The sequence below is a fragment of the Ornithinibacillus halophilus genome, from assembly GCF_900129485.1.
Lineage (GTDB): Bacteria > Bacillota > Bacilli > Bacillales > Amphibacillaceae > Ornithinibacillus > Ornithinibacillus halophilus.
Genome location: NZ_FQVW01000001.1, coordinates 273904 through 294440, shown reverse-complemented (window position 1 = coordinate 294440; position 20537 = coordinate 273904). Strand labels below are relative to the sequence as shown.

General features: G+C 34.2%; 26 protein-coding genes and 1 other RNA gene. 20 read left to right on the top strand and 7 right to left on the bottom strand.

Annotation, left to right across the window (positions count from 1 at the left end):
- Nucleotides 1-99: 99 nt before the first annotated feature.
- The 4 genes from gpsB (at nt 100) to BUB12_RS01485 (ending at nt 3605) form a co-directional block, all read left to right on the top strand.
- On the top strand, nt 100-402 hold the full coding sequence (gpsB, locus tag BUB12_RS01500) for a cell division regulator GpsB (RefSeq protein WP_072887277.1): 303 nt from the start codon (nt 100-102) through the stop codon (nt 400-402).
- Between the two features lie 69 nt (nt 403-471).
- Nucleotides 472-850: RNase P RNA component class B (rnpB, locus tag BUB12_RS01495), an RNA gene on the top strand.
- Between the two features lie 125 nt (nt 851-975).
- Nucleotides 976-2115 (top strand): THUMP domain-containing class I SAM-dependent RNA methyltransferase, encoded by a 1140-nt coding sequence (locus BUB12_RS01490; RefSeq protein WP_072887275.1) that lies wholly within the window; start codon nt 976-978, stop codon nt 2113-2115.
- Between the two features lie 2 nt (nt 2116-2117).
- Complete coding sequence (locus BUB12_RS01485; protein ID WP_072887274.1) at nt 2118-3605, top strand: carboxypeptidase M32; 1488 nt, start codon at nt 2118-2120, stop codon at nt 3603-3605.
- 97 nt (nt 3606-3702) lie between these two features.
- Here the strand turns inward: BUB12_RS01485 and BUB12_RS01480 are convergent, their stop codons facing one another.
- From BUB12_RS01480 to BUB12_RS01470, 3 genes are read right to left on the bottom strand one after another with little or no spacing between them, the layout of a single operon-like run.
- Nucleotides 3703-5400 carry a b(o/a)3-type cytochrome-c oxidase subunit 1 gene (locus tag BUB12_RS01480; protein WP_072887272.1) on the bottom strand — a complete coding sequence of 566 codons (1698 nt, stop codon included), beginning with the start codon at nt 5398-5400 and terminating at the stop codon, nt 3703-3705.
- On the bottom strand, nt 5400-5903 hold the full coding sequence (locus BUB12_RS01475; RefSeq protein ID WP_072887270.1) for a cytochrome c oxidase subunit II: 504 nt from the start codon (nt 5901-5903) through the stop codon (nt 5400-5402). Before BUB12_RS01475 ends, BUB12_RS01480 begins: the two co-directional genes overlap by 1 nt.
- Nucleotides 5904-5929: 26 nt before the next feature.
- Entirely contained in the window at nt 5930-6073 is a 144-nt protein-coding gene (locus tag BUB12_RS01470; protein WP_072887268.1) for a cytochrome C oxidase subunit II, read from the bottom strand.
- A 238-nt stretch (nt 6074-6311) separates the two neighbouring features.
- Between BUB12_RS01470 and BUB12_RS01465 the strand changes: the two genes are divergently transcribed.
- Together BUB12_RS01465 and BUB12_RS01460 are read left to right on the top strand one after the other, a co-directional pair.
- Nucleotides 6312-7400: a type III polyketide synthase gene (locus BUB12_RS01465; RefSeq protein WP_072887266.1), complete on the top strand. Its 1089-nt coding sequence runs from the start codon at nt 6312-6314 to the stop codon at nt 7398-7400.
- A 5-nt stretch (nt 7401-7405) separates the two neighbouring features.
- Nucleotides 7406-7927, top strand: coding sequence for an isoprenylcysteine carboxyl methyltransferase family protein (locus BUB12_RS01460; protein WP_072887264.1), 522 nt, complete (start codon nt 7406-7408; stop codon nt 7925-7927).
- A gap of 69 nt (nt 7928-7996) precedes the next feature.
- Here BUB12_RS01460 and BUB12_RS01455 read toward each other — a convergent pair whose 3' ends face one another.
- Nucleotides 7997-8197 (bottom strand): cold-shock protein, encoded by a 201-nt coding sequence (locus BUB12_RS01455; protein WP_072887262.1) that lies wholly within the window; start codon nt 8195-8197, stop codon nt 7997-7999.
- Between the two features lie 476 nt (nt 8198-8673).
- On the opposite strand from BUB12_RS01455, the gene BUB12_RS01450 reads away from it, so the two are divergent.
- Both BUB12_RS01450 and BUB12_RS01445 read left to right on the top strand, forming a co-directional pair.
- Nucleotides 8674-10344 carry a formate--tetrahydrofolate ligase gene (locus tag BUB12_RS01450; protein WP_143155586.1) on the top strand — a complete coding sequence of 557 codons (1671 nt, stop codon included), beginning with the start codon at nt 8674-8676 and terminating at the stop codon, nt 10342-10344.
- Nucleotides 10345-10950 (top strand): HD domain-containing protein, encoded by a 606-nt coding sequence (locus BUB12_RS01445; protein ID WP_072887260.1) that lies wholly within the window; start codon nt 10345-10347, stop codon nt 10948-10950.
- Between the two features lie 147 nt (nt 10951-11097).
- Here BUB12_RS01445 and BUB12_RS01440 read toward each other — a convergent pair whose 3' ends face one another.
- A complete protein-coding gene (locus tag BUB12_RS01440; RefSeq protein ID WP_072887259.1) occupies nt 11098-12105 on the bottom strand; it encodes a C40 family peptidase in 1008 nt (335 codons plus the stop codon).
- Between the two features lie 133 nt (nt 12106-12238).
- Between BUB12_RS01440 and BUB12_RS01435 the strand changes: the two genes are divergently transcribed.
- From BUB12_RS01435 to BUB12_RS01410, 6 genes are all read left to right on the top strand, one after another.
- Nucleotides 12239-13195 carry a thymidylate synthase gene (locus BUB12_RS01435; RefSeq protein WP_072887257.1) on the top strand — a complete coding sequence of 319 codons (957 nt, stop codon included), beginning with the start codon at nt 12239-12241 and terminating at the stop codon, nt 13193-13195.
- A 13-nt stretch (nt 13196-13208) separates the two neighbouring features.
- Nucleotides 13209-13703, top strand: a complete 495-nt coding sequence (locus BUB12_RS01430) for a dihydrofolate reductase (RefSeq protein WP_084063190.1) — start codon at nt 13209-13211, stop codon at nt 13701-13703.
- A gap of 166 nt (nt 13704-13869) precedes the next feature.
- On the top strand, nt 13870-14076 hold the full coding sequence (gene tatA, locus BUB12_RS01425; protein ID WP_072887253.1) for a twin-arginine translocase TatA/TatE family subunit: 207 nt from the start codon (nt 13870-13872) through the stop codon (nt 14074-14076).
- A gap of 20 nt (nt 14077-14096) precedes the next feature.
- Nucleotides 14097-14276, top strand: coding sequence for a twin-arginine translocase TatA/TatE family subunit (locus BUB12_RS01420; protein ID WP_072887251.1), 180 nt, complete (start codon nt 14097-14099; stop codon nt 14274-14276).
- A 71-nt stretch (nt 14277-14347) separates the two neighbouring features.
- Nucleotides 14348-15109 carry a twin-arginine translocase subunit TatC gene (gene tatC, locus BUB12_RS01415; protein ID WP_072887249.1) on the top strand — a complete coding sequence of 254 codons (762 nt, stop codon included), beginning with the start codon at nt 14348-14350 and terminating at the stop codon, nt 15107-15109.
- Between the two features lie 15 nt (nt 15110-15124).
- Nucleotides 15125-15346, top strand: a complete 222-nt coding sequence (locus BUB12_RS01410; RefSeq protein ID WP_072887247.1) for a YozE family protein — start codon at nt 15125-15127, stop codon at nt 15344-15346.
- A 21-nt stretch (nt 15347-15367) separates the two neighbouring features.
- On the opposite strand, the gene BUB12_RS01405 is transcribed toward BUB12_RS01410, so the two are convergent.
- Nucleotides 15368-15691, bottom strand: a complete 324-nt coding sequence (locus tag BUB12_RS01405) for a YolD-like family protein (RefSeq protein WP_143155585.1) — start codon at nt 15689-15691, stop codon at nt 15368-15370.
- Nucleotides 15692-15921: 230 nt separating this feature from the next.
- Between BUB12_RS01405 and vrrA the strand changes: the two genes are divergently transcribed.
- From vrrA to BUB12_RS01390, 3 genes are all read left to right on the top strand, one after another.
- Complete coding sequence (gene vrrA, locus BUB12_RS01400; protein WP_143155584.1) at nt 15922-16425, top strand: VrrA/YqfQ family protein; 504 nt, start codon at nt 15922-15924, stop codon at nt 16423-16425.
- 72 nt (nt 16426-16497) lie between these two features.
- Entirely contained in the window at nt 16498-17448 is a 951-nt protein-coding gene (msrA, locus tag BUB12_RS01395; RefSeq protein WP_072887232.1) for a peptide-methionine (S)-S-oxide reductase MsrA, read from the top strand.
- Between the two features lie 46 nt (nt 17449-17494).
- Entirely contained in the window at nt 17495-17701 is a 207-nt protein-coding gene (locus BUB12_RS01390; protein WP_072887230.1) for a DUF6501 family protein, read from the top strand.
- A gap of 22 nt (nt 17702-17723) precedes the next feature.
- Here BUB12_RS01390 and BUB12_RS01385 read toward each other — a convergent pair whose 3' ends face one another.
- A complete protein-coding gene (locus tag BUB12_RS01385; protein ID WP_072887228.1) occupies nt 17724-18917 on the bottom strand; it encodes a M14 family metallopeptidase in 1194 nt (397 codons plus the stop codon).
- Nucleotides 18918-19091: 174 nt separating this feature from the next.
- Here BUB12_RS01385 and BUB12_RS01380 point away from each other — a divergent pair, with 174 nt between their 5' ends.
- The 3 genes from BUB12_RS01380 (at nt 19092) to BUB12_RS01370 (ending at nt 20512) form a co-directional block, all read left to right on the top strand.
- Nucleotides 19092-19331, top strand: a complete 240-nt coding sequence (locus BUB12_RS01380; protein WP_072887226.1) for an indolepyruvate ferredoxin oxidoreductase subunit alpha — start codon at nt 19092-19094, stop codon at nt 19329-19331.
- Nucleotides 19332-19753: 422 nt separating this feature from the next.
- Nucleotides 19754-20173: a hemerythrin domain-containing protein gene (locus tag BUB12_RS01375; protein ID WP_072887225.1), complete on the top strand. Its 420-nt coding sequence runs from the start codon at nt 19754-19756 to the stop codon at nt 20171-20173.
- A 24-nt stretch (nt 20174-20197) separates the two neighbouring features.
- Complete coding sequence (locus tag BUB12_RS01370) at nt 20198-20512, top strand: hypothetical protein (RefSeq protein ID WP_072887223.1); 315 nt, start codon at nt 20198-20200, stop codon at nt 20510-20512.
- Nucleotides 20513-20537 lie beyond the last annotated feature (25 nt).

Here is a 20537-nt window from a genome sequence, read left to right as displayed (position 1 = left end):
TTTTGGTATAATAATTAATAGAACTCGTACATATAGTATTAAAACAATGCCAAGATACTGTAAGATAGGTTTAACGTTAAATTTTATGAGGTGAAGATAATGAGTGTAAATCGTGTGCAATTGAACAAGACAGAAATTCTGGAAAAAGAATTTAAAACAGCTATGAGAGGTTATAATCAGGAAGAAGTAGATGAATTTCTAGATGTTGTTATTCAGGATTATGAATTTTTTCAAAAAGAAATAGAAAAATTAAAGCAAGAAAATGAAAAACTCAAAAAACAGTATACAGAACCACCGAAAAAGCAACCTGCTAATCCACAAGTTAATTATGATATTCTAAAACGAATTTCTAATCTAGAAAAAGCTGTTTTCGGTAGTAAATTTGCTAAAATTGAATCATAGTATTTAGCATTAATTTCCAGTATTTTTGTTAGACGTCATATGTTATTATCTATATTAGAGCTTAATTGAATACTCATGTAATCGCTGCATACTTTGTTATGTAGAGGAAAGTCCATGCTCACACAAACTGAGATGTTTGTAGTGTTCGTGCTTGATGAATTCATAAGTCAAGGTAGCTATTAGTAGCTAACGGCAGGAGAAATTCCTAAGTCATTTGATATGGAAGATTATCCTTGAAAGTGCCACAGTGACGGAGCTGGAATGGAAACATTTCAGGTGGAACGAGGTAAACCCCACGAGTGAGCAACCCAAATATTGGTAGGGGCACCCTTTATTAGGGAAATGAACCGAATAAGGGACAAGTTTAACTTGTAGATAGATGATTACAACCTGCGTACGAGGCTGACCACCATCTGAAGTACAACGGTACAGAACATGGCTTATCGAGTATTCAATGGTCTATATTTAGTTAATGAATAAACCTTACAACCATTCATTTGGTTGTAAGGTTTTTAATTTTATCCATACTAATGGTAAACTAGTACTGTATATTTAAAGGAAGGGAATTATCATATGGCTCAACAAATAAAATTAATTGCTACTGCTGCTATGGGCCTTGAATCTGTGGTGGCTAATGAAGTCAAAGAACTTGGTTATGAACCGAATGTAGAAAACGGTAAGGTCGTTTTTGATGCCCCTATATCTGCTATCCCTAGATGTAATCTATGGTTAAGAACGGCTGATCGAGTAAAAATATTAGTTGGTGAATTTGAAGCTACGTCGTTTGACGAATTATTTGAAAGCACAAAAGCATTACCATGGGAGTTTTTTATTAGTGAAGATGGAAAGTTTCCTGTTAGTGGTAAGTCTGTCAAGTCAAAACTTTTTAGTGTGTCTGATTGTCAAGCAATAACGAAAAAAGCAATTGTTGAACGTCTTAAATTAAAGCATGGTGTTGCCGGTAAAATGCCAGAGACTGGTGCTTTATATAAAGTTGAAGTATCCCTTTTAAAAGACGTTGCAACATTAACTTTAGATACATCTGGAGCAGGATTACATAAGAGAGGCTACCGAGTAGGGCAGGGAGAAGCTCCACTTAAAGAAACAATGGCAGCAGCTTTAATCCAATTAACAAATTGGACTCCGGACTATCCGTTGATTGATCCATTTTGTGGGTCTGGTACGATTCCAATAGAGGCAGCTTTAATTGGTCAGAATATTGCCCCTGGTTTCAACCGAGAGTTCGCATCAGAAGAATGGCCATTAATTAGGAGCCGTTATTGGGATGATGCCTTTCAAGAAGCAGAAGATAAAGCTAAATATGATCAACCCATCGAAATAATTGGCTCTGACATTGACCATAAAATGGTACAAGCTTCTATTGATAATTCAAAAGAGGCCGGACTAGGTGAATTAATTACTTGGAAACAAATGCAAGCAAAAGATTTATTCATTCGGGAAGAGAATGGATATATCATAGGAAATCCACCGTATGGACAACGTATCGGGGATAAGGAAGAGGTTGCTCAAATTTATAAGGACTTAGGTAGCATTATGAATGAACATCCTTCATGGAGTGTCTATATCCTAACTGCTTTTGAGGAATTCGAAAAATATTATGGCAAAAAAGCTACGAAAAAACGGAAACTATTTAATGGATTCATTCGTACTGATTATTATCAGTACTTTGGTAAAAAAGTTAAGGGGGAGTAACTTTGGAAAAGGTAGAACAAGCATTCAAAGAACTTTTAAAAGAGCAAGCTGCATATCGTGAAGCAATAGCTCTTACACATTGGGATATGAGAACGAAAATCCCTAAAAAAGGCGTGCAACAGCGTTCTGAAGTTGTTGGGTTTTTAGCCGAAAAACTTCATCAACTAGAAACATCTGACAAAATGAAGGAATACATCGATTCATTGCAACATACAGATGATGAATTGTTAAAAAAGATTGTTGATGATTGCTTGGAAACATACGAGAGAAGCCGCAAAATCCCGACAGATGAATTCAAAGAATATGTGATGCTTCAATCACAAGCTGAGTCTGTATGGCAAGATGCGCGAGAAAAGGCAGACTTTTCCATGTTCCAACCATATTTAGAGAAGTTGGTAGCTTTTAATAAAAAATTTGCTAACTATTGGGGATATGAAGAGAATATCTATGATGCTTTGTTACATAATTATGAGCCAGGGGTTACTACTAAAGTATTAGATGAAGTATTCCCTAAAGTTAGAAAGTCTTTAACTTCTTTACTGAAAAAAATTCAGAATAGCTCAGTAACACCTGAACCTTCATTATTGACGGTTCCATTTCCTAAAAAAGACCAAGAGGCTCTTTCAATAGAAATCTTAAAAAGGATGGGATATGACTTTGAAGCAGGAAGGTTAGATGATACTATTCATCCTTTTGCTATTTCATTAAATCCAAATGATGTAAGAATCACAACTAGATATGATGAAAAAGATTTTCGAATGGCTGTGTTTGGAACTATACATGAAGGCGGCCATGCTTTATACGAACAAAATATTAGTGAAAAATTAGTAAATACCCCATTAGCTACGGGAACTTCGATGGGAATCCATGAATCCCAATCACTGTTTTGGGAAAACTTTTTAGGGCGAAATGAAGCCTTCTGGAATTCACACTATGATTTATTTAAAAAGTACGCACCAAAACAATTTGAGAAGGTGTCATTAGAAGACTTCTATCAAGCAGTAAATGAAGTAAAACCTTCATTTATCCGAATCGAGGCCGATGAACTAACGTACTGCCTTCATATCATGGTTCGTTATGAACTTGAAAAAGCACTAATAAATGGCGAAATAGAAGTGAAGGACCTACCACAGTTATGGAATGAAAAAATGGAAGAATATCTAGGAATTACACCACCTAGTGATAGAGAAGGGGTTTTACAAGATATTCATTGGGCAGGTGGAGATTTTGGTTATTTCCCATCGTATGCCCTAGGTTATATGTATGCTGCACAAATTCACCATTCGATGAATGAGGAATTAGATGTAGATAAGATTATATCTTCAGGAAATTATACCGACATCAAACAATGGTTAAGTAAAAACATCCATCAATATGGAAAATCTAAAAAACCATTAGAAATTATTAATGATGTAACCAACGAATCACTAAATCCGGATTACTTAATTAATTATTTAACAGAGAAGTACTCTAACATATATAAATTCTAAGTAGCTTGGAGCTAATATCTCTGACATTTTATCATTAATTCTCTTAAAAAAAGGAAAACCGAACATTGTTCGGTTTTCCTTTAGTTAATTGTTACTATTAATATCTACCAATTGGCCAGTCGAATGGAACTGATCCAGCTGGTGAGTTTTGGATGATATCAATAAATGGTATTGTGTAAGCGAATAAGATCAATGCAATTGTAATTGCAATCCATAACTTCCAATTTTCAAAGTAACTAGGAGTTGGTTCTGCATCATCTTCTTCTTCTGCAATTGGGAATTCTTCATGACCCTTAGGTGCGAACCATGCTAGTTTTACAAAGATGTAAACCATAAGAATAATACCAATGAAAAGAATTGTTCCACCAACTGCTTGGGCCATTTGATAGCCAATCCACTCTGAAGCTTGCTCTGTTCCGCCATATTCTGAGAATGAAGAACGTCTTGGTCCACCTAATAGACCTTGAATGTGCATTGCACCAGACATGATAGACATACCAATTGTCCAAACGATAGATTGAATAATACCTAACTTATTTAGTTTTGGTGTTAACGTTCTTCCAGTTAAATGTGGTACTAACCAATAGGAAATACCAAAGAATGTTAACATAACAGTAGTTGCAACTGTTAAGTGGAAGTGTCCTGTAACCCAAATTGTATTATGAACTAAAGAGTTCATTTGGTGAGAAGCATTAATAATACCACCAGCACCACCTGGAATGAATGCTAACATACCAATGAAAGGTGCAAGGAAACGAACATCTTTCCACGGTAAGTGTTTTAACCAACCGAATAATCCTTTAAAGCCTTTACGACGACCTGTAATTTCAAATGTAGCGAATAAACTAAATGCAGTCATTAAACTTGGAATAACTACCATCATTGTTAATACAACTTGAATAAATTTCCATGTTGGATCAATACCCGGTTCAGTTAACTGATGGTGGAATCCAACAGGAATAGAGAAGAATAAGAACAATACAAATGACATTCTTGCTAATGAGTCACTGAATATTTTACCACCGATAATTTTTGGTATAATCGCATACCATGCCATGTAAGCAGGTAATAACCAGAAATATACTAATGGGTGACCGAAGTACCAGAATAAAGTTCTACTTACTAGAACATTGATTGTTTCTGCCCAACCTAGTGACCAAGGAATAAATTGAATTAATACAGCAATTGCAACACCTAAGGAAGCAATAAACCACATAACAGTGTTAATTGTTACCATAAATGCTAGTAAAGGTGATTTTTCACCAGGATGTTTCTTTTTCCATACAGCTAATTGATGCCAATTTACAAAACCTGCAACCCAACTACCAATAATAACTAGTGCTAATCCAATATAAAATGCTGGATGCGCCCTAAGGGGAGCATAGAATGTATATAATACACTCGCTTCACCAAGTAAGATTGTTACTGCTGTCATCACAGTACCAACTACCATAGTCCAAAATGCAAACCATGCTACTTTACGTTGTTTTTCAGAGATACCAACTGTTTTTCCCATTACTGAGAAATGAAAACCAATAATGAAATAAGTTGTTAATACTAAACCAAGAATAACACCGTGAACAGTAAGGACTTGATAATAATCAATTCCCCAAGGTAATGTAAATTTTCCTGATCGAACAAATACTTGTAATAGTCCCATTAATCCACCGATTAATAATGAAATAAATGCTACATACATAAAGGACATATATAGTTTTGCTTCAGGCTTTTGAATTGGTAAACTACCAACTGCTTCTGATACGTTAATCTTTTCTCTTAAATTTTTTATCGCCATTATTCATACACCTCCACAGTACCATACATCATATGGTGACCTACACCACAATACTCGTTACATACAATGGTAAATTCTCCAGCTTGTTTCATTTCTGTTTCAATACTACTTATATAACCTGGCTCAACCATCATATTTACATTTGTTCCTGCAACATTAAATCCGTGAACAACATCCTTAGTTACTACTTGCCATAATACTGTAGCTCCTTTAGGAATTCGGATTGTTTTTACTGCATTACCTTCTTCATCCTTACCCATATCATAGTTAAATGCGGAAGCTACGATATTGACGATATATTTGTCATCATCAACTTTAGTAACCCCTAAATTTTCTTGCTTAAATGCTTCGTTAGATTCAACATTATCTGAATCAATCGTTATCCCATGACTTTGTGGGTGAGTACCTTGCCAGAAAGCACCATAACCTAAAACTAGAAGAAATACTACTAGTGATCCAATTCCAAAAGACAACCAAATTTTTTCGTATTTATGCAAATGCATAGTTATCACTCCTTTATTCAATTAAATTAACGACCTATAAATAGAATAAATACTCCTACCCAGCTTAATACAAGAAATGCTCCGAGCAACATTACAGATACAAAGGTACCTTTTAAGTTTGGCTCTTCATGTTTGTTTTCATCTTTTTTCAGTTTTTCAGGTGTAGTCATATTTTCATCTCCTTTTTGTTAAGTTAATTTCCTCTGTTTTCATCATACACAATTTGTAAACGTGATTTTGCACTTTCCAACACGTTTCACAATTTGTTCAATAAGCGCCACGCAAGCGATTAGAATGATTTTACTAACATTTTTGTTATAAAAGTTTGTGATAAAAATGTGTCTAATTTCGTAATAAACTTTGAAATTCAAGCACAAAATAACGTAAAAATGAATTAAGGGTGGAGTAATGTCAGCATATATTTGCTCTGTTGGATTAGGAATTCCTAATCATTCAATTAAACAAAGTAACGTGAAGAACATAGTAAAAGAAATCTTTCAGTCATATTCAGAAAGAGAATTAGAACGATTGTTAACCGTATTTGATCATGCAGAGATTGAAGAAAGACAATTTGTCGTTAATGAAGATTGGTTTTTAAAGCAGCATCGTTTTGAAGAGAAAAACGAAGAATATGTTAATTCTGCACAACAATATTCACTATTAGCTATAGATCAATGCTTGAATAATAGTGATTTTTTAAAAGAAAGGATTCCTTACGAAGACATTGATTTGATTGTTTATGTGTCTAGTACTGGTATATCTACACCATCAATGGAAGTACATTTAATGAATAGAAGGCCATTTCGAGAAGATGTGAAACGGATGCCTTTATGGGGATTAGGCTGTGGTGGTGGTGCTATTGGTTTGTCCCATATTTTTCATTGGTTGCAAGCAAATCCAAACTCAAAGGTATTACTAATTTGTTGTGAGCTTTGTAGTTTAACCTTTCAAAAAGATGATATGAGGAAGAGTAATTTGGTAGGCACAGCTTTATTTGGTGATGGGGTTGCTGCAGCATTATTAACCAATGATGAATCAGTTTATCGACAAGCAATGCGACCAATACCAAATATTACTGAAACCAGTTCAAAAACTAAGAAAAATAGTGAACATATTATGGGGTGGAATGTAACGGACAATGGCTTTGAAGTAGTCTTCTCTAAAAGCATCCCTGCGCAGGTGAAGACGGTTTGGAAAGATCATATCAAGTCATTTTTAGAAAACACAAATGTTGCTCAAGAGGATATTTATTCTTTCATCGCTCATCCAGGAGGAAAAAAAGTTTTAGAGGCAATGGAAGAAACTTTATCTATTTCTCGAAGTAAGATATATCACTCACATGAGGTTTTGCGCAGGCATGGGAATATGTCATCTGCAACTGTACTATATGTTTTAAATGAATGGATGAAAGAAACTGTACCAAAACAAACTAAAAGTATTATATCTGCATTGGGGCCTGGTTTCAGTTCAGAACTATTAATGATAGATTGGGAATGATAAAAATGACAACATGGATGTGGATATTAGTTTCAGTAATTATCATACAACGTTTAGTTGAATTAGTAATTGCTAAGAGTAATGAAAAATGGATGAAAGCAAGGGGAGGAATTGAAAAAGGAGAGGAGCACTATAAACTGTTTATTTTGCTTCATATTTTGTTTATTTGTTCTATATTGTTAGAAGTGTCTGTTCAAGAACAGGGAACGGCAGCACATAGTCTAGATTATTTTCTATTTTCAATATTTATAGCAGTACAACTGGGAAGGTTATGGTGTATTTATTCATTAGGTAGATTTTGGAACACGAAAATCATTGTTTTACCACGTGTTGCATTAATTAAAAAGGGACCTTATAAGTATGTCAAACATCCAAATTATATCATCGTTGCAATAGAGTTGTTTATCATACCTGCCTTATTTGGTAGCTATTTAACAGCATTCGTGTTTCCTATTCTCCATCTACTCCTGTTGAGAGTTAGAATTCCTAAAGAAGAGAAAGCACTGACTCGAGCTACACTACAATAGAGTGCACATATTTTTATTTCCTTCCACAAAAAAAGCGGTAATCATTAGATTACCGCTAAAATTTATTATTTATTTTTTAGTTACATTAGCTGCTTGTGGTCCACGTTCACCTTCAACAATTTCAAAGGAAACTTCTTGACCTTCTTCTAACGATTTAAATCCTTCTTCTTGGATCGCAGAATAATGTACAAATACATCATTTCCATCATCCACTTGAATAAAACCATAACCTTTTTCTGCGTTAAACCATTTTACAACTCCGTTTTCCATCTAAATTAATCCTCCTAAAAACTTTCACGTAATACGTGTTAATACAAATAAGATGATGGGTATAGAAAAAGGGCAGTCTACTATAGAAATGTTGGATCAAGAAACTATCCCCATCTATAGTAGCTGCCCACTTATAACAGATACGAAAATACATTCAATCTCTGTAATCGTGCAACTAAGGTGTTACATAAGCTTGACAATTGTCAAGTTTTCTAATGATCCATACATCTTCTTTGCTTGTGTTTAATATAGCTTATTTTCAAATATGAGTCAAGAAAATATAGGAGTATTTGGATAATTTAAAGCAAAAAGGAAGTTATTCTCATTAGCTACACCTAAATAAGGATCAACCCAACCATGCCTTTTAGACTATTATTAAAAAATAGCGATAGATACTATAATGAAAGCGCTTCATATGTTATCTTATAGTTATGGAAAGCTTTTTAATTCATTTAATGAAGGGGAAGGTGAATAGTATGAATAACGATATTGAAATTGCACAACAGGCAACACTAAAACCGATTGGAGAAATAGCGGAAGCCCTAGGGTTAACACAAGAGGATTGGCAACCATACGGTCATACGAAGGCAAAATTATCAGAGCAACTTATACATAAATATGAAAATAAACCGAATGGAAAAGTAATTTTAGTTACATCCATAAACCCAACTCCGGCTGGAGAAGGTAAATCAACAGTTACAGTTGGTCTTGGACAAGCTTTAAATAAAATAGGTAAAAAAGGAGTCATTGCCTTACGCGAACCATCACTAGGTCCTGTCATGGGAATTAAAGGTGGAGCTGCTGGTGGTGGGTATTCTCAAGTATTACCAATGGAAGATATAAATCTACACTTCACAGGAGATTTGCATGCGATAACTAGTGCAAATAATTTACTATCAGCAATGATTGATAACCACATCCATCAAGGGAATCAATTAAATATAGATTCTAGAAGAGTAGAATGGAAGCGCGTAATGGATATAAATGATCGTGCTTTGAGACAAGTAGTGGTTGGGCTAGGTGGTCCAAAACGTGGTGTTCCAAGAGAAGATGGTTTTAATATAACGGTTGCATCAGAGTTTATGGCAATATTATGTTTATCAATTAGTTTAGAGGACTTAAAGGAAAGAATATCAAACATTGTCATTGGGTACACCTATGATGAACAACCGGTAACTGTAAAACAATTACAAGCAGAAGGAGCTCTAACTCTATTACTAAAAGAAGCAATTAAACCAAACTTAGTTCAAACAATTGAAAACACACCTGCTATTATTCACGGTGGCCCTTTTGCAAATATTGCACACGGGTGTAACAGTATTATGGCTACTAAGACAGCTGCTAAATTAGGTGACTACGTAGTGACAGAGGCAGGATTTGGTGCTGATTTAGGCGCTGAAAAATTTTTAAATATAAAGAGTCGTGCAGGTGATATTAAAACAGACGGCGTAGTTATCGTAGCAACGGTTCGTGCTTTGAAAATGCATGGCGGAGTAAGTAAAGATAACCTTCAAACAGAAAATGTAGATGCTTTGAAAAAAGGAATGGAAAACTTAGAAAAACATATTGAAACGATCGAATCTTTTGGTCTGCCATTTGTAGTTGCTATCAATAAATTCCCAACAGACACTAAAAAGGAAACTGACTATATTCATTCCTGGTGTGAGGAAAAAGGAGTCGAAGTAGCTTTAACAGATGTATGGGCAAAAGGTGGAGAGGGTGGAATTGAATTAGCTCATAAAATAGTTGATAAAATAAATTCTGCTGATAATAATTTTGAGTACCTATATCAATTAGAAGATTCTTTAGAGACTAAAATAACGAAGATTGCCAAAAATGTTTATGGTGCAGATGGAATAGAGTTGTCCTCAAAAGCTAAATCTCAGCTCGAATTTTATGAGAAACAAGGTTGGGGAAATCTACCAGTTTGTATGGCTAAAACCCAATACTCACTTTCAGATAATCCTTTATTATTAGGTAGACCAAATGGATTTAAAGTTTCAATTCGAGAGTTACGTCCATCTATTGGAGCAGGTTTCATCGTCGTTCTTACAGGAGATGTGATGACAATGCCAGGATTACCGAAGAAACCAGCTGCTTTAAACATGGATGTAAAAGACGATGGTAGAGTTGTGGGGCTATTCTAAATGCAAGATCAAGATTTACAATTAACAGCAATACAAGATTATGTACGTGATATTTTTAGTAATGATGTAACTGGACATGATTATTTTCACTTGAAGCGCGTCGTTCGTTTATCAAAAGAAATAGCTATTAGTGAAAAAGCAGATCCTTTTATCTGTGAGATCGTTGCTTGGTTACATGATGTTGGAGATAAGAAATTATTCTCCAATCCTAATAAAGCAGTAGACGACATGAATCAAATGTTATCTTCTATAAAATTATCAAATCATATAATAGAAGAAATAAATCATACGATCCAAGATATTTCTTTTAAAAAAGGGAGTGTGCCTGACACGTTAGAAGGTAAGGTCGTCCAAGATGCTGATCGTTTGGATGCAATTGGTGCTATAGGAATAGCTAGAACGTTTGCATATGGTGGTGCTAAAGGCCAATTAATCAATCACGACAACTTGAAAGAATCCACCTCGATTCAACATTTTTACGATAAACTATTAAGATTGATGGACACCATGAATACATCCACAGCTAAAAATATCGCGAAAGAGCGACACCAATTTTTGGAGCGATTTTTAGAACAATTTTACAAAGAATGGAACTATATTGAGTAATATTTAATTAGGGAAACAAAGTTATATACTAGTAATACATTTATTGTAAATCCGAACTAAATGTTTTTTAGTAGAAAAACATTTGTTCGGATTTCTATTCAATAAGACATACGCATTTTCTTAAGACTTGTTATCCGATATATATGATTACTGATGTATTCTTCGTGCGCCTAGATATCTTTGCTGCCAATAGGAGCTATTTAATTCATCAATTGTAACCCCTTTACTAACACCTGCATGGATAAACTTTCCGTCGCCAATATAAATACCAGCATGTGAAGGTCCTGGTTTGTACGTCTCAAAGAATACGATATCTCCAATTGATGGCGCATCAACGTAAGAGCCAAAATTCCATATACCATCAACCGTTCTAGGAACTGTAATTCCTTCTATATTAAAGATATATTGAAGAAAACCACTACAATCAAATCCGCCTCTAGATGTACCACCCCATGAGTATGGTGTCCCTATCAGAGAATGAGCAGCTTCAATGGCTGAAGAATAATTACTACCTTTCACTTCAACAGTCTTAATCGTCGTTTTTTGTTCTACTTGAGTTGTATTATTTTTCTGTTCACTTACTTCTTCTTGTTCTGAAGTATAAAGGGTTTGGATGTTTTCTATGTTATGAGTTAAATCTAGGTCATGTTCTTCTTCTGCAGTCTCTATTGCTTTTTCTGTAAGAGGCCCATAAATTCCGTCAAGTTCACCTTCATAATAACCAAAATACTGTAGTGATTCTTGAACTAACTTTACATCTTCACTTTTAAGTCCTGGGTAAATGGATTCCGATAGATGTTCTAGGCGCTTTAGGCTCTCCAACATATCAACTTCTACCAAGGCATACAAAGTTTCACGATCGGCTTGCCCTGTAATCGTAATATCATGATCCTTTTGAAATTTCTTCAGTGCATGTTCTGTAAGAATTCCCAGTTCCCCATCAACGGTATCATTATAATAAGAGAGTTTACTTAATTTATATTGTAAAACTTTCACGGATTCCCCATGATCGCCAAATTGTAACTGTTCTTCCTCAAGTAGTAATTTATTTTCAAAGACCGGGTATGCATCGACGTAAACTGCGAACGGCTGACTAATGATGTAACTATATAAAAAAGTATTTCTAGCAATTCGTTCTACTGTAGTATTTATCATGCTGTTGTCCCCTTTCATTATGACTCTTCTTAAGAAAAATTTATGGCTAAATGATACTTTTATGAATTACACTTATGTTACAATAGAATCAAAAGTGTAACATTATTAGTAGAGTAAATTGGAGGACTTTGAAATGGTTTCAGGTGAACAAGCTTATTTAGATTTATGTGAACATATTTTAAATAATGGTTGGAAGAAAGGGGATCGCACTAATACAGGTACATATTCCATATTTGGCCATCAAATGCGATTTAACCTTCAAGATGGATTTCCCTTATTAACAACAAAACGAGTTCCTTTTCGCTTAGTAGCCAGTGAACTGTTGTGGTTTATAAAAGGTGATACTAATATTCGATATTTACTAGAAAATAATAATAACATTTGGAACGAGTGGGCATTTAAGAATTGGGTTGAAAGTGAAGACTATGACGGACCAGATATGACAGATTTTGGTAATCGTAGCCAAATAGATAAGGATTTTAAAGAAGTTTATGAAGAAACAATGAATCAATTTAAACAGAAAGTATTAAGTGATGATGCTTTTGCTAAGAAATATGGTGACTTAGGGTCTGTGTACGGAAAACAATGGAGAGCATGGAAAACTTCTAAAGAAGAGACAATTGATCAATTAATGGATGTGATTGATTCGATTCAAAATAATCCTAATTCAAGAAGACATATCGTCTCTGCATGGAACCCTGAGGATATTCCTAATATGGCATTACCTCCTTGTCATACAATGTTTCAGTTTTATGTAGCTGATGGAAAACTATCTTGTCAATTGTACCAACGAAGTGCAGATGTCTTCTTAGGTGTTCCATTTAATATTGCTAGTTATGCGTTATTAACGCACCTAATTGCCCATGAATGTGGACTGGAAGTTGGTGAATTTGTTCATACTTTAGGTGATGCGCATATATACGCTAATCATGTGGAGCAAGTTAAGACACAACTACAACGTGAAAAAAGATCTTTGCCTACCCTTAAGCTAAACGTAGAAAAGCAATCTATCTTTGAATATGAATTGGAAGATTTTGAAGTAGTTGGTTATGACCCACATCCAACTATTAAAGCACCAATTGCTGTGTAGGAGGGGATTTAGTGTGATATCACTACTTGTTGCTATGGATCGTAATCTGGTTATCGGTGCAAATAACGATTTACCATGGCATTTACCAAATGACTTAAAATTTTTTAAAGGAAAAACAACCGGTAATACGATTATTATGGGAAGAAAAACATTCGAATCAATAGGAAGGGCTTTACCAAATAGAAAAAATGTTGTCCTTACCTCTAATCCAAATTCATTGCCTGCTGATGTTGAAGTTATTTCGGATGTTGATACCATTCTAAAATGGAATCAGGAAAACCCCGACACGGAGTATTTTGTCATTGGTGGGGGAATGTTATTTAAAGAAATCTTACCATATGCTGATCGTATGTATATAACAAGGATTGAAGAAGCGTTTGAAGGAGACACATACTTCCCTGTGTTTTCTGAGGATGAATGGAAAATTACTTCTAATGAACAAGGAGTAAAGGATGAAAAAAATCCATATTCCTATCATTTCATTCAATATGATCGTATTAAGAAGTAATCGATTATGCAGGAGTTCCTATTATATGTTGTAGGAAAAGTGATAATCGTGTTAGAATGGACATGGTTGTATTAATCATGAACATTATGTGTACTTTTCATATTTACATATGCTTATTCGAAAAATTACACTATAATGAAGTTAACTATATAAAGAAGGTGTTATCATGTTTTCTAGTATTGGATTTCCAGGATTGATTTTAATATTAATTATCGCTCTTGTTATCTTTGGACCTAAAAAGTTACCGGAGATCGGTAAAGCTGCTGGTCAAACATTACGTGAATTTAAAAAGTCAACAAAAGACTTGACTGGTGACGTAACAGAAGAGATTAACGAGGCAAAAGATATTGTACGTGGTAAAGAAAATAAATAAATCTTTGGGAGTGAATAATCATGTTTTCTAGTATTGGTGTCCCAGGTTTAATTTTAATTTTAGTTGTAGCATTAGTGATTTTTGGTCCTTCCAAACTTCCTGAAATTGGTAAAGCGTTTGGAACTTCATTGAAAGAATTCAAAAATGCTACTAAAGATATTGTTACAGATGAGGAATCAACAACAAAATCTAAAAATTAATGGAAAAGGTGTAAGGGGACCAACCTTGCATCTTCTTTTATTTATTTGGCGTTTGTGGGAGTGTGAAAGTAATGGCAAAATTTAAATTGCAACAAGAAGACAAAGAAATGAATCTAACTGGCCATTTAACCGAGTTAAGGAATCGTGTCATTGTAACGGCATTTTTCTTTATAGCTTTTTTCGTTGTTGGTTTTGTTTATGTAGAAGAAATATATAATTATTTCACCCAGAATTTAGATTTTAAATTAGGTATTTTAAGTCCCGGTGAGGCAATTTGGTTATATTTTATGATTGCTAGTGTAGTAGCCATTATTGGTACCTTACCTGTTTTTACTTATCAAATTTGGGCTTTTATAAAACCTGGATTAACCCCAAGAGAAAGAAAGGCTTCACTACCATATATTCCAGCTGTATTTCTATTATTTATTGGTGGGTTAGTTTTTGGATATTATATGTTCATTGAATTGATTCTACCGTTCTTACTAGGTCTTAGTGATGGTATGTTTACTGAAATGTTTACAACGGAGAAGTATTTTAAATTTGTATTTAGAGTTACGTTACCATTTGCAATTCTTTTTGAGATACCGATTTTTTCTATGTTTTTAACCAGTTTAGGCATATTAAATCCAACCTTTATGCGTAAAGTGAGGAAATATGCGTATTTTGTGTTAATCATTATCGGGACAATGATTACTCCTCCAGATCTTATATTACCTTTGATTACAGCAATTCCGCTAATATTGTTGTACGAGATAAGTATATATCTTTCAGGGGTAGTATATAGAAAAAAACAACAAAAACATGAAGAATTTATGAGTCAGGATTCGATATAGTAGGGGAGGCCACTCATGAAAACATTTTATCAATTCTTACTAACTTACAGAGGTAAGAAAGTAGCAGATGATCAAAGTAGATTGGCAGACTGGGCTTTTTATGACCACGATTTCCCTAAACATGCAAAACGTTATGATGAGATTAGCGATTACTTGGAGTTTAACAGCCCGTTTCATAATGCACTATCTATTTTTGACGACTTATGGGATGCATATTTAAGCAGTGAAAAGGATTAGAGAATTTTCTCTAATCCTTTTTCAACCCGTCTTTATAATATTAGATAGTAACACTGGGATGGTTTCATCTCGACTTACTTTTAGTACAATTTTACTTTGTGTAGGTAATACTTTTTCTATAATGCCAACATATTGTATTAAGGAGCCTTTGTGATACACTGTTAAACGTATTTCTTCTTTTTGTGTGTATGCCTGCATTAACTCCTGATTAATCATTTCTATTTCCTGCTCATCAAGAATAGGTTTCGATATTTTTTTATCGGTATGCCACATTTCTTCAAGTAATGCGACGTGTTCTGGAAGCATAAGTGATGTCCATTTAATTGAACCTCGATCGTGTACCATTTCAATCACCTCAATAATTAGTATAAACCAAACATTTGTTCTATACAAGGTAAAACAGCTTCCATATACTACTAGATTTCATTGTAATTCGTCAAAATATTTAAATAAAACAAGAAGAATGGTAAATATTGCGGTTACCTGGGAAATATAGAAAATCATTTAGGGAAATAAGTAAAGAAGTAGCCTACACAATTACTAATGACAAACGTACACTAACAATAGTTATAGATATGAAAAAGAAATGGGGGATAAGTATGGTTTTCCCGTCACCTAGGAACCAAAGATTTCAACATCCAAATCAATTTAATCGTGCACCACAAAATATGTATTTTCCAAATAGAGTTGGTGGTCCTGGGCCATCTAACAGTTTGCCAAATATGATACGGCAACTAATGAATCCTAGTTCATCTGTTACGGATATGGCTTCAAAAGGAGTAGGGGGGTTATCGAATACACTAAATAACGTCCAGCAAGTACTACGAGTTATTGATAATACTGCTCCAATGGTGAAACAATACGGTCCAATGGTAAGGAATTTACCGATGATGTTTAAAATGATAAAGGCTTTTAAAGATTTGGAAAGCTCTGATGGTGAATCAGATAAAAGTTATAATGAGAGTTCCAATATAGACGATTTATTTGCAAGTTCTGAATCATCTGCTGAAATTGAAGTGAAAGATAAACCACAAAAAAGAAGCAATAATGGCCAATCCACTCCAAAGCTATATATATAATTCGCTTTACTTGATTTTTATTGGTAAAAGCGAAAAAATAGAAGCTAAGATTGAAGTTTTGGAGGTGGAATGATGGCAGCAGAAAAAGCTACATTTGCTGGTGGTTGTTTTTGGTGTATGGTAGAGCCGTTTGACCAACGCCCGGGAATTATTCAAGTTGTATCAGGATACACAGGGGGACATGTTGACAACCCAACTTATGAGGAAGTTTGCTCAAACACAACAGGGCATCTAGAAGCAGTACAAATAACATTCGATCCAGAAATAATGCCTTATGAGAAATTGGTGGAAACGTTCTGGCAACAAATTGACCCTACTGATCCTGGTGGCCAATTTAATGATCGTGGTGAGTCTTATCAAACGGCTATTTTTTATCATAATGAAAAACAAAAAGAAATTGCTGAGCAATCGAAGAAACAGTTAGAGAATAGTGGTAAGTTTAAAAAAGCAATTGTCACAAAAATACTTCCAGCAAAACCATTTTATGAAGCAGAAGAGAACCATCAAGACTATTATAAGAAACAATCCTTCCATTATCGTCTATATAAAAAAGGGTCAGGTAGAGAGGATTTTATAAAGCAGACTTGGCAAGCTGATAAGAGTGACTTAAAGAAGAAATTAACGCCGTTACAATATCATGTTACACAAGAGAATGGAACGGAACGACCATTTCAAAATGAATATTGGGACAATGAGGAAGATGGAATCTATGTTGATATCATCTCTGGTAAAGTTCTATTTTCATCTAAGGACCAATATGACGCTGGATGTGGGTGGCCTAGTTTTACAAAACCAGTTGATCCATATGAAATTGATGAGAAAACAGATACTACTCACGGTATGATACGTACCGAAATTAGAAGCAAAACTGCAGACTCCCACCTAGGTCATGTATTTGAAGATGGACCTAAGGAAGCAGGGGGATTACGTTACTGTATGAATTCTGCTGCTATGCGATTTATTCCAAAAGATAATATGGAAGAAGAAGGCTACGAAGATTATTTATACTTATTTAGAGATTAGTTGCTGATAATCTCATTATGTAAACTAGTAGAAAAGAGGTATGAAATTGATTCACTATAAATGGGATAATGCTCCTACAATAAAACAAATAGAATGTGTACATGCAGATGCAAAGAAATTTATTGTAAATAATAAACTGACACCAGGTAAAAAATACGATGTCAAAAATGAAACGGATGAATTTTACTTCATCGTTGATAATAGTAATCGTATCGGTGGTTTTCTAAAGGAATATTTTAAAGAGGTAAAATAACAGGCAATTAAGCCTGTTATTTTTATTGAAGATAAAGATTTGCCAACATAATTCCTAGAAACTCTTCGTAGATTTCACCGAATTGTCCAATTGGTAATGGATTTATTCCTGAACCAAATTCTACCGTATAACCGGGACGTCTGAACTCTTGAATAAACCAGTCTTTATACCCTGCATAACTATCAACGAATTGGACTGGTCGATAGCCACTGACCCTTGCATATTCTTCAACAATGGGTTCCGCTACTGGGGGTTCTAATCCATCATAGCCCCAGTAAATCACTTCTCCTTGGGTATGAAAAGCATTTACCCATGCAAAGTCTTTACTTCTTGTTAAATTTGCAATGGCAATTGCTTCTGGTTCTGTTAAAGGTTGATAACCAGGAAAATCTCTTGGTTGTGGAGTTGATGGTTTACGCTCACTTTCTATGTCCCACTTTGCAGGATATTGATTATTTAAATCAACCCCACGTATGTTCGCTTTCCAGTTTGAAAAATTCTCACTTCTATTGTTTATTGTTAATACATCATCTTTATATTGTCCAGCAGCATTACTCCCATTAATAACTAAATCTACACCATCAGGATTGACCATAGGAACTATAGATAAAGTTGCTTGAAGGAAGAGTGGTAACATAGCTAATCCTCTAATTGATTGGTTATTTGTTAAAGATAAGCAAAAGTGATTTATAAATCTCATTAAGATTGGTGTTGTAATCCACTCATTGGCATGAAATGAACCATTAAGATGTACTTGTCTTTCTCCGTTACCAAGTTGCAGTTCTATTATTTCTTTTCCCATTACTGATTGACCAATATTATTAGTAAGAATAAATGGATACACATCAAGTAGTTCTCTGATGTCTGCTTGCATTTTATTAAAGTCGTATTGGTCAATATCATTTACTACAAAATCAGTAACCCTATGAGGAATATTAATAATTTGTCCTATTCTCAAATTGTTAGCATCAAGATAAGAATTTACGGCATACAAATACCGCAGTGGTATGTTAAATTGCAGGGCAATTTTCCAAAGAGAATCGTCCGGCTTAATATCGTATTTTATGGATTGGTATCCAGGTATTTTTATACGATCACCTATATTTAATTCGTTAGGTGCTACATTGCGATTTGATAGCTCAATTAGTGGTAGTGGTATATTAAACAATTGGCTAAAAGACCATAGTGTATCGTTTTGTTTTACGATCACTTCCATTCTATCCACTCCTTATAATGGTAACTAATTAATCGTATGAAAAATTGGCGAAAAGGTGAATATATGGATAAATACTTGAATGAAATTTAATAGTTCGGTACTATTGAATAGAATAAAACGTTTTTATCTTATATTTCATTGATATTTTATCGTAGATGTAAAGGAGGGTCTTACATGGCATTTGTAATTACGTCACCTTGTAAAACCGAGAAAGCAGCGGAATGCGTAGAAGTTTGTCCAGTAGATTGTATAGAAGAAGGAAAAGATATGTTCTATATTGATCCTGATATATGTATTGACTGTGGAGCATGTGAAGCTGTATGCCCAGTTGAAGCAATATATATGGAAGATGAAGTTCCAGAAGAAGAAAACGAATATATCGCACTAAACCGTAAGTTCTTCGAAGAGCAATAGAAAATGGTACTGTCCGCTCGAGGCAAAGAAGATATTGTAAAAGCGAACGACGGAAACTTGAATAAATGTCGCCCTTGTGCTGGAAGTAATAGTAAATACATAGAATTACTTTCAGTGTATAATTGAAACAGTACTGAAAAGTAAAAACTTAGTTTAATTTAAAACATAAAAAGGACAATTAGCTTAAAATCGGCTAATTGTCCCTTTTTTTATGAAAAAATTAATTAGGTTAGTTAGGTTTAAATACGTCTTGTGCAATCGCTGATTCAGTCGAATTTTGTCGGCGCTGTTCTGATATTCATGTATATTTTTGGTAAGAATGCATCATAATGGTTGATGTATATTTTTTTACGTTCAATTATTAGCAAACTTAATATACTCCTGTTTAGGAGTGTCATGCAATGTGGTGAGGGGGTGAATGAATGGTTTCAGGACCAGGATTAAAAAAGGTAGATAGTCATGCTGCAATTCATGAGGCAGCATTAAATGAAGCAAGGGAATTAAATAGAATTCTTGACCATTTGCTAAAAGATGGAAAAATGGATAAAGCCTTAGAAATAGCACATATTACAATAGAGCATTGGGAAACTAGAACTCTGAGGCACGCAGATGCAGAAGAAAAAGGATTATATAAGGAACTTGTAGAAGAAAACCCAGAACTAAAAGATGCAGTTGTTGCATTAATACGTGACCATGATACAATGCGCTATCTAGTAAGTGAAATTAAAGAAACAATAGAATCTAATACACTTAATGATGAAGTTTTACAACAATTTCATGCATTGGTTCATGTAGATCAGTATCATAATTTAGAGGAAGAAAAAATCTTACCAGAACATTAATATTCTCTCTGGAGGTGATGGTTCATGGGTGAGAAAAAAGATGAACAAATCCAATCGCTAATATCTATTTCACCTACATTATATCGACTTATTACTAGAGAATTAGAAAATCAATATCACATCCATTCATATGACATTCAAGTATTTGGTATAAGAGAAGAAGATGGAATACGAGTAATCATAAGACATGGAGATGATTTTGCACATAAAAAAGAGCAGTTTTTCTTCTTTAAACAAATAGAAGATGTGAGTGATGAACTAAAAGATTTTATAACGTCTACAGGAGAATCTTGTAAACAAGTTTTAATCGATGATTACTTTAAGCGAATGGCTCCGTAACTAAGAATACAGTCAACAAAGGAGG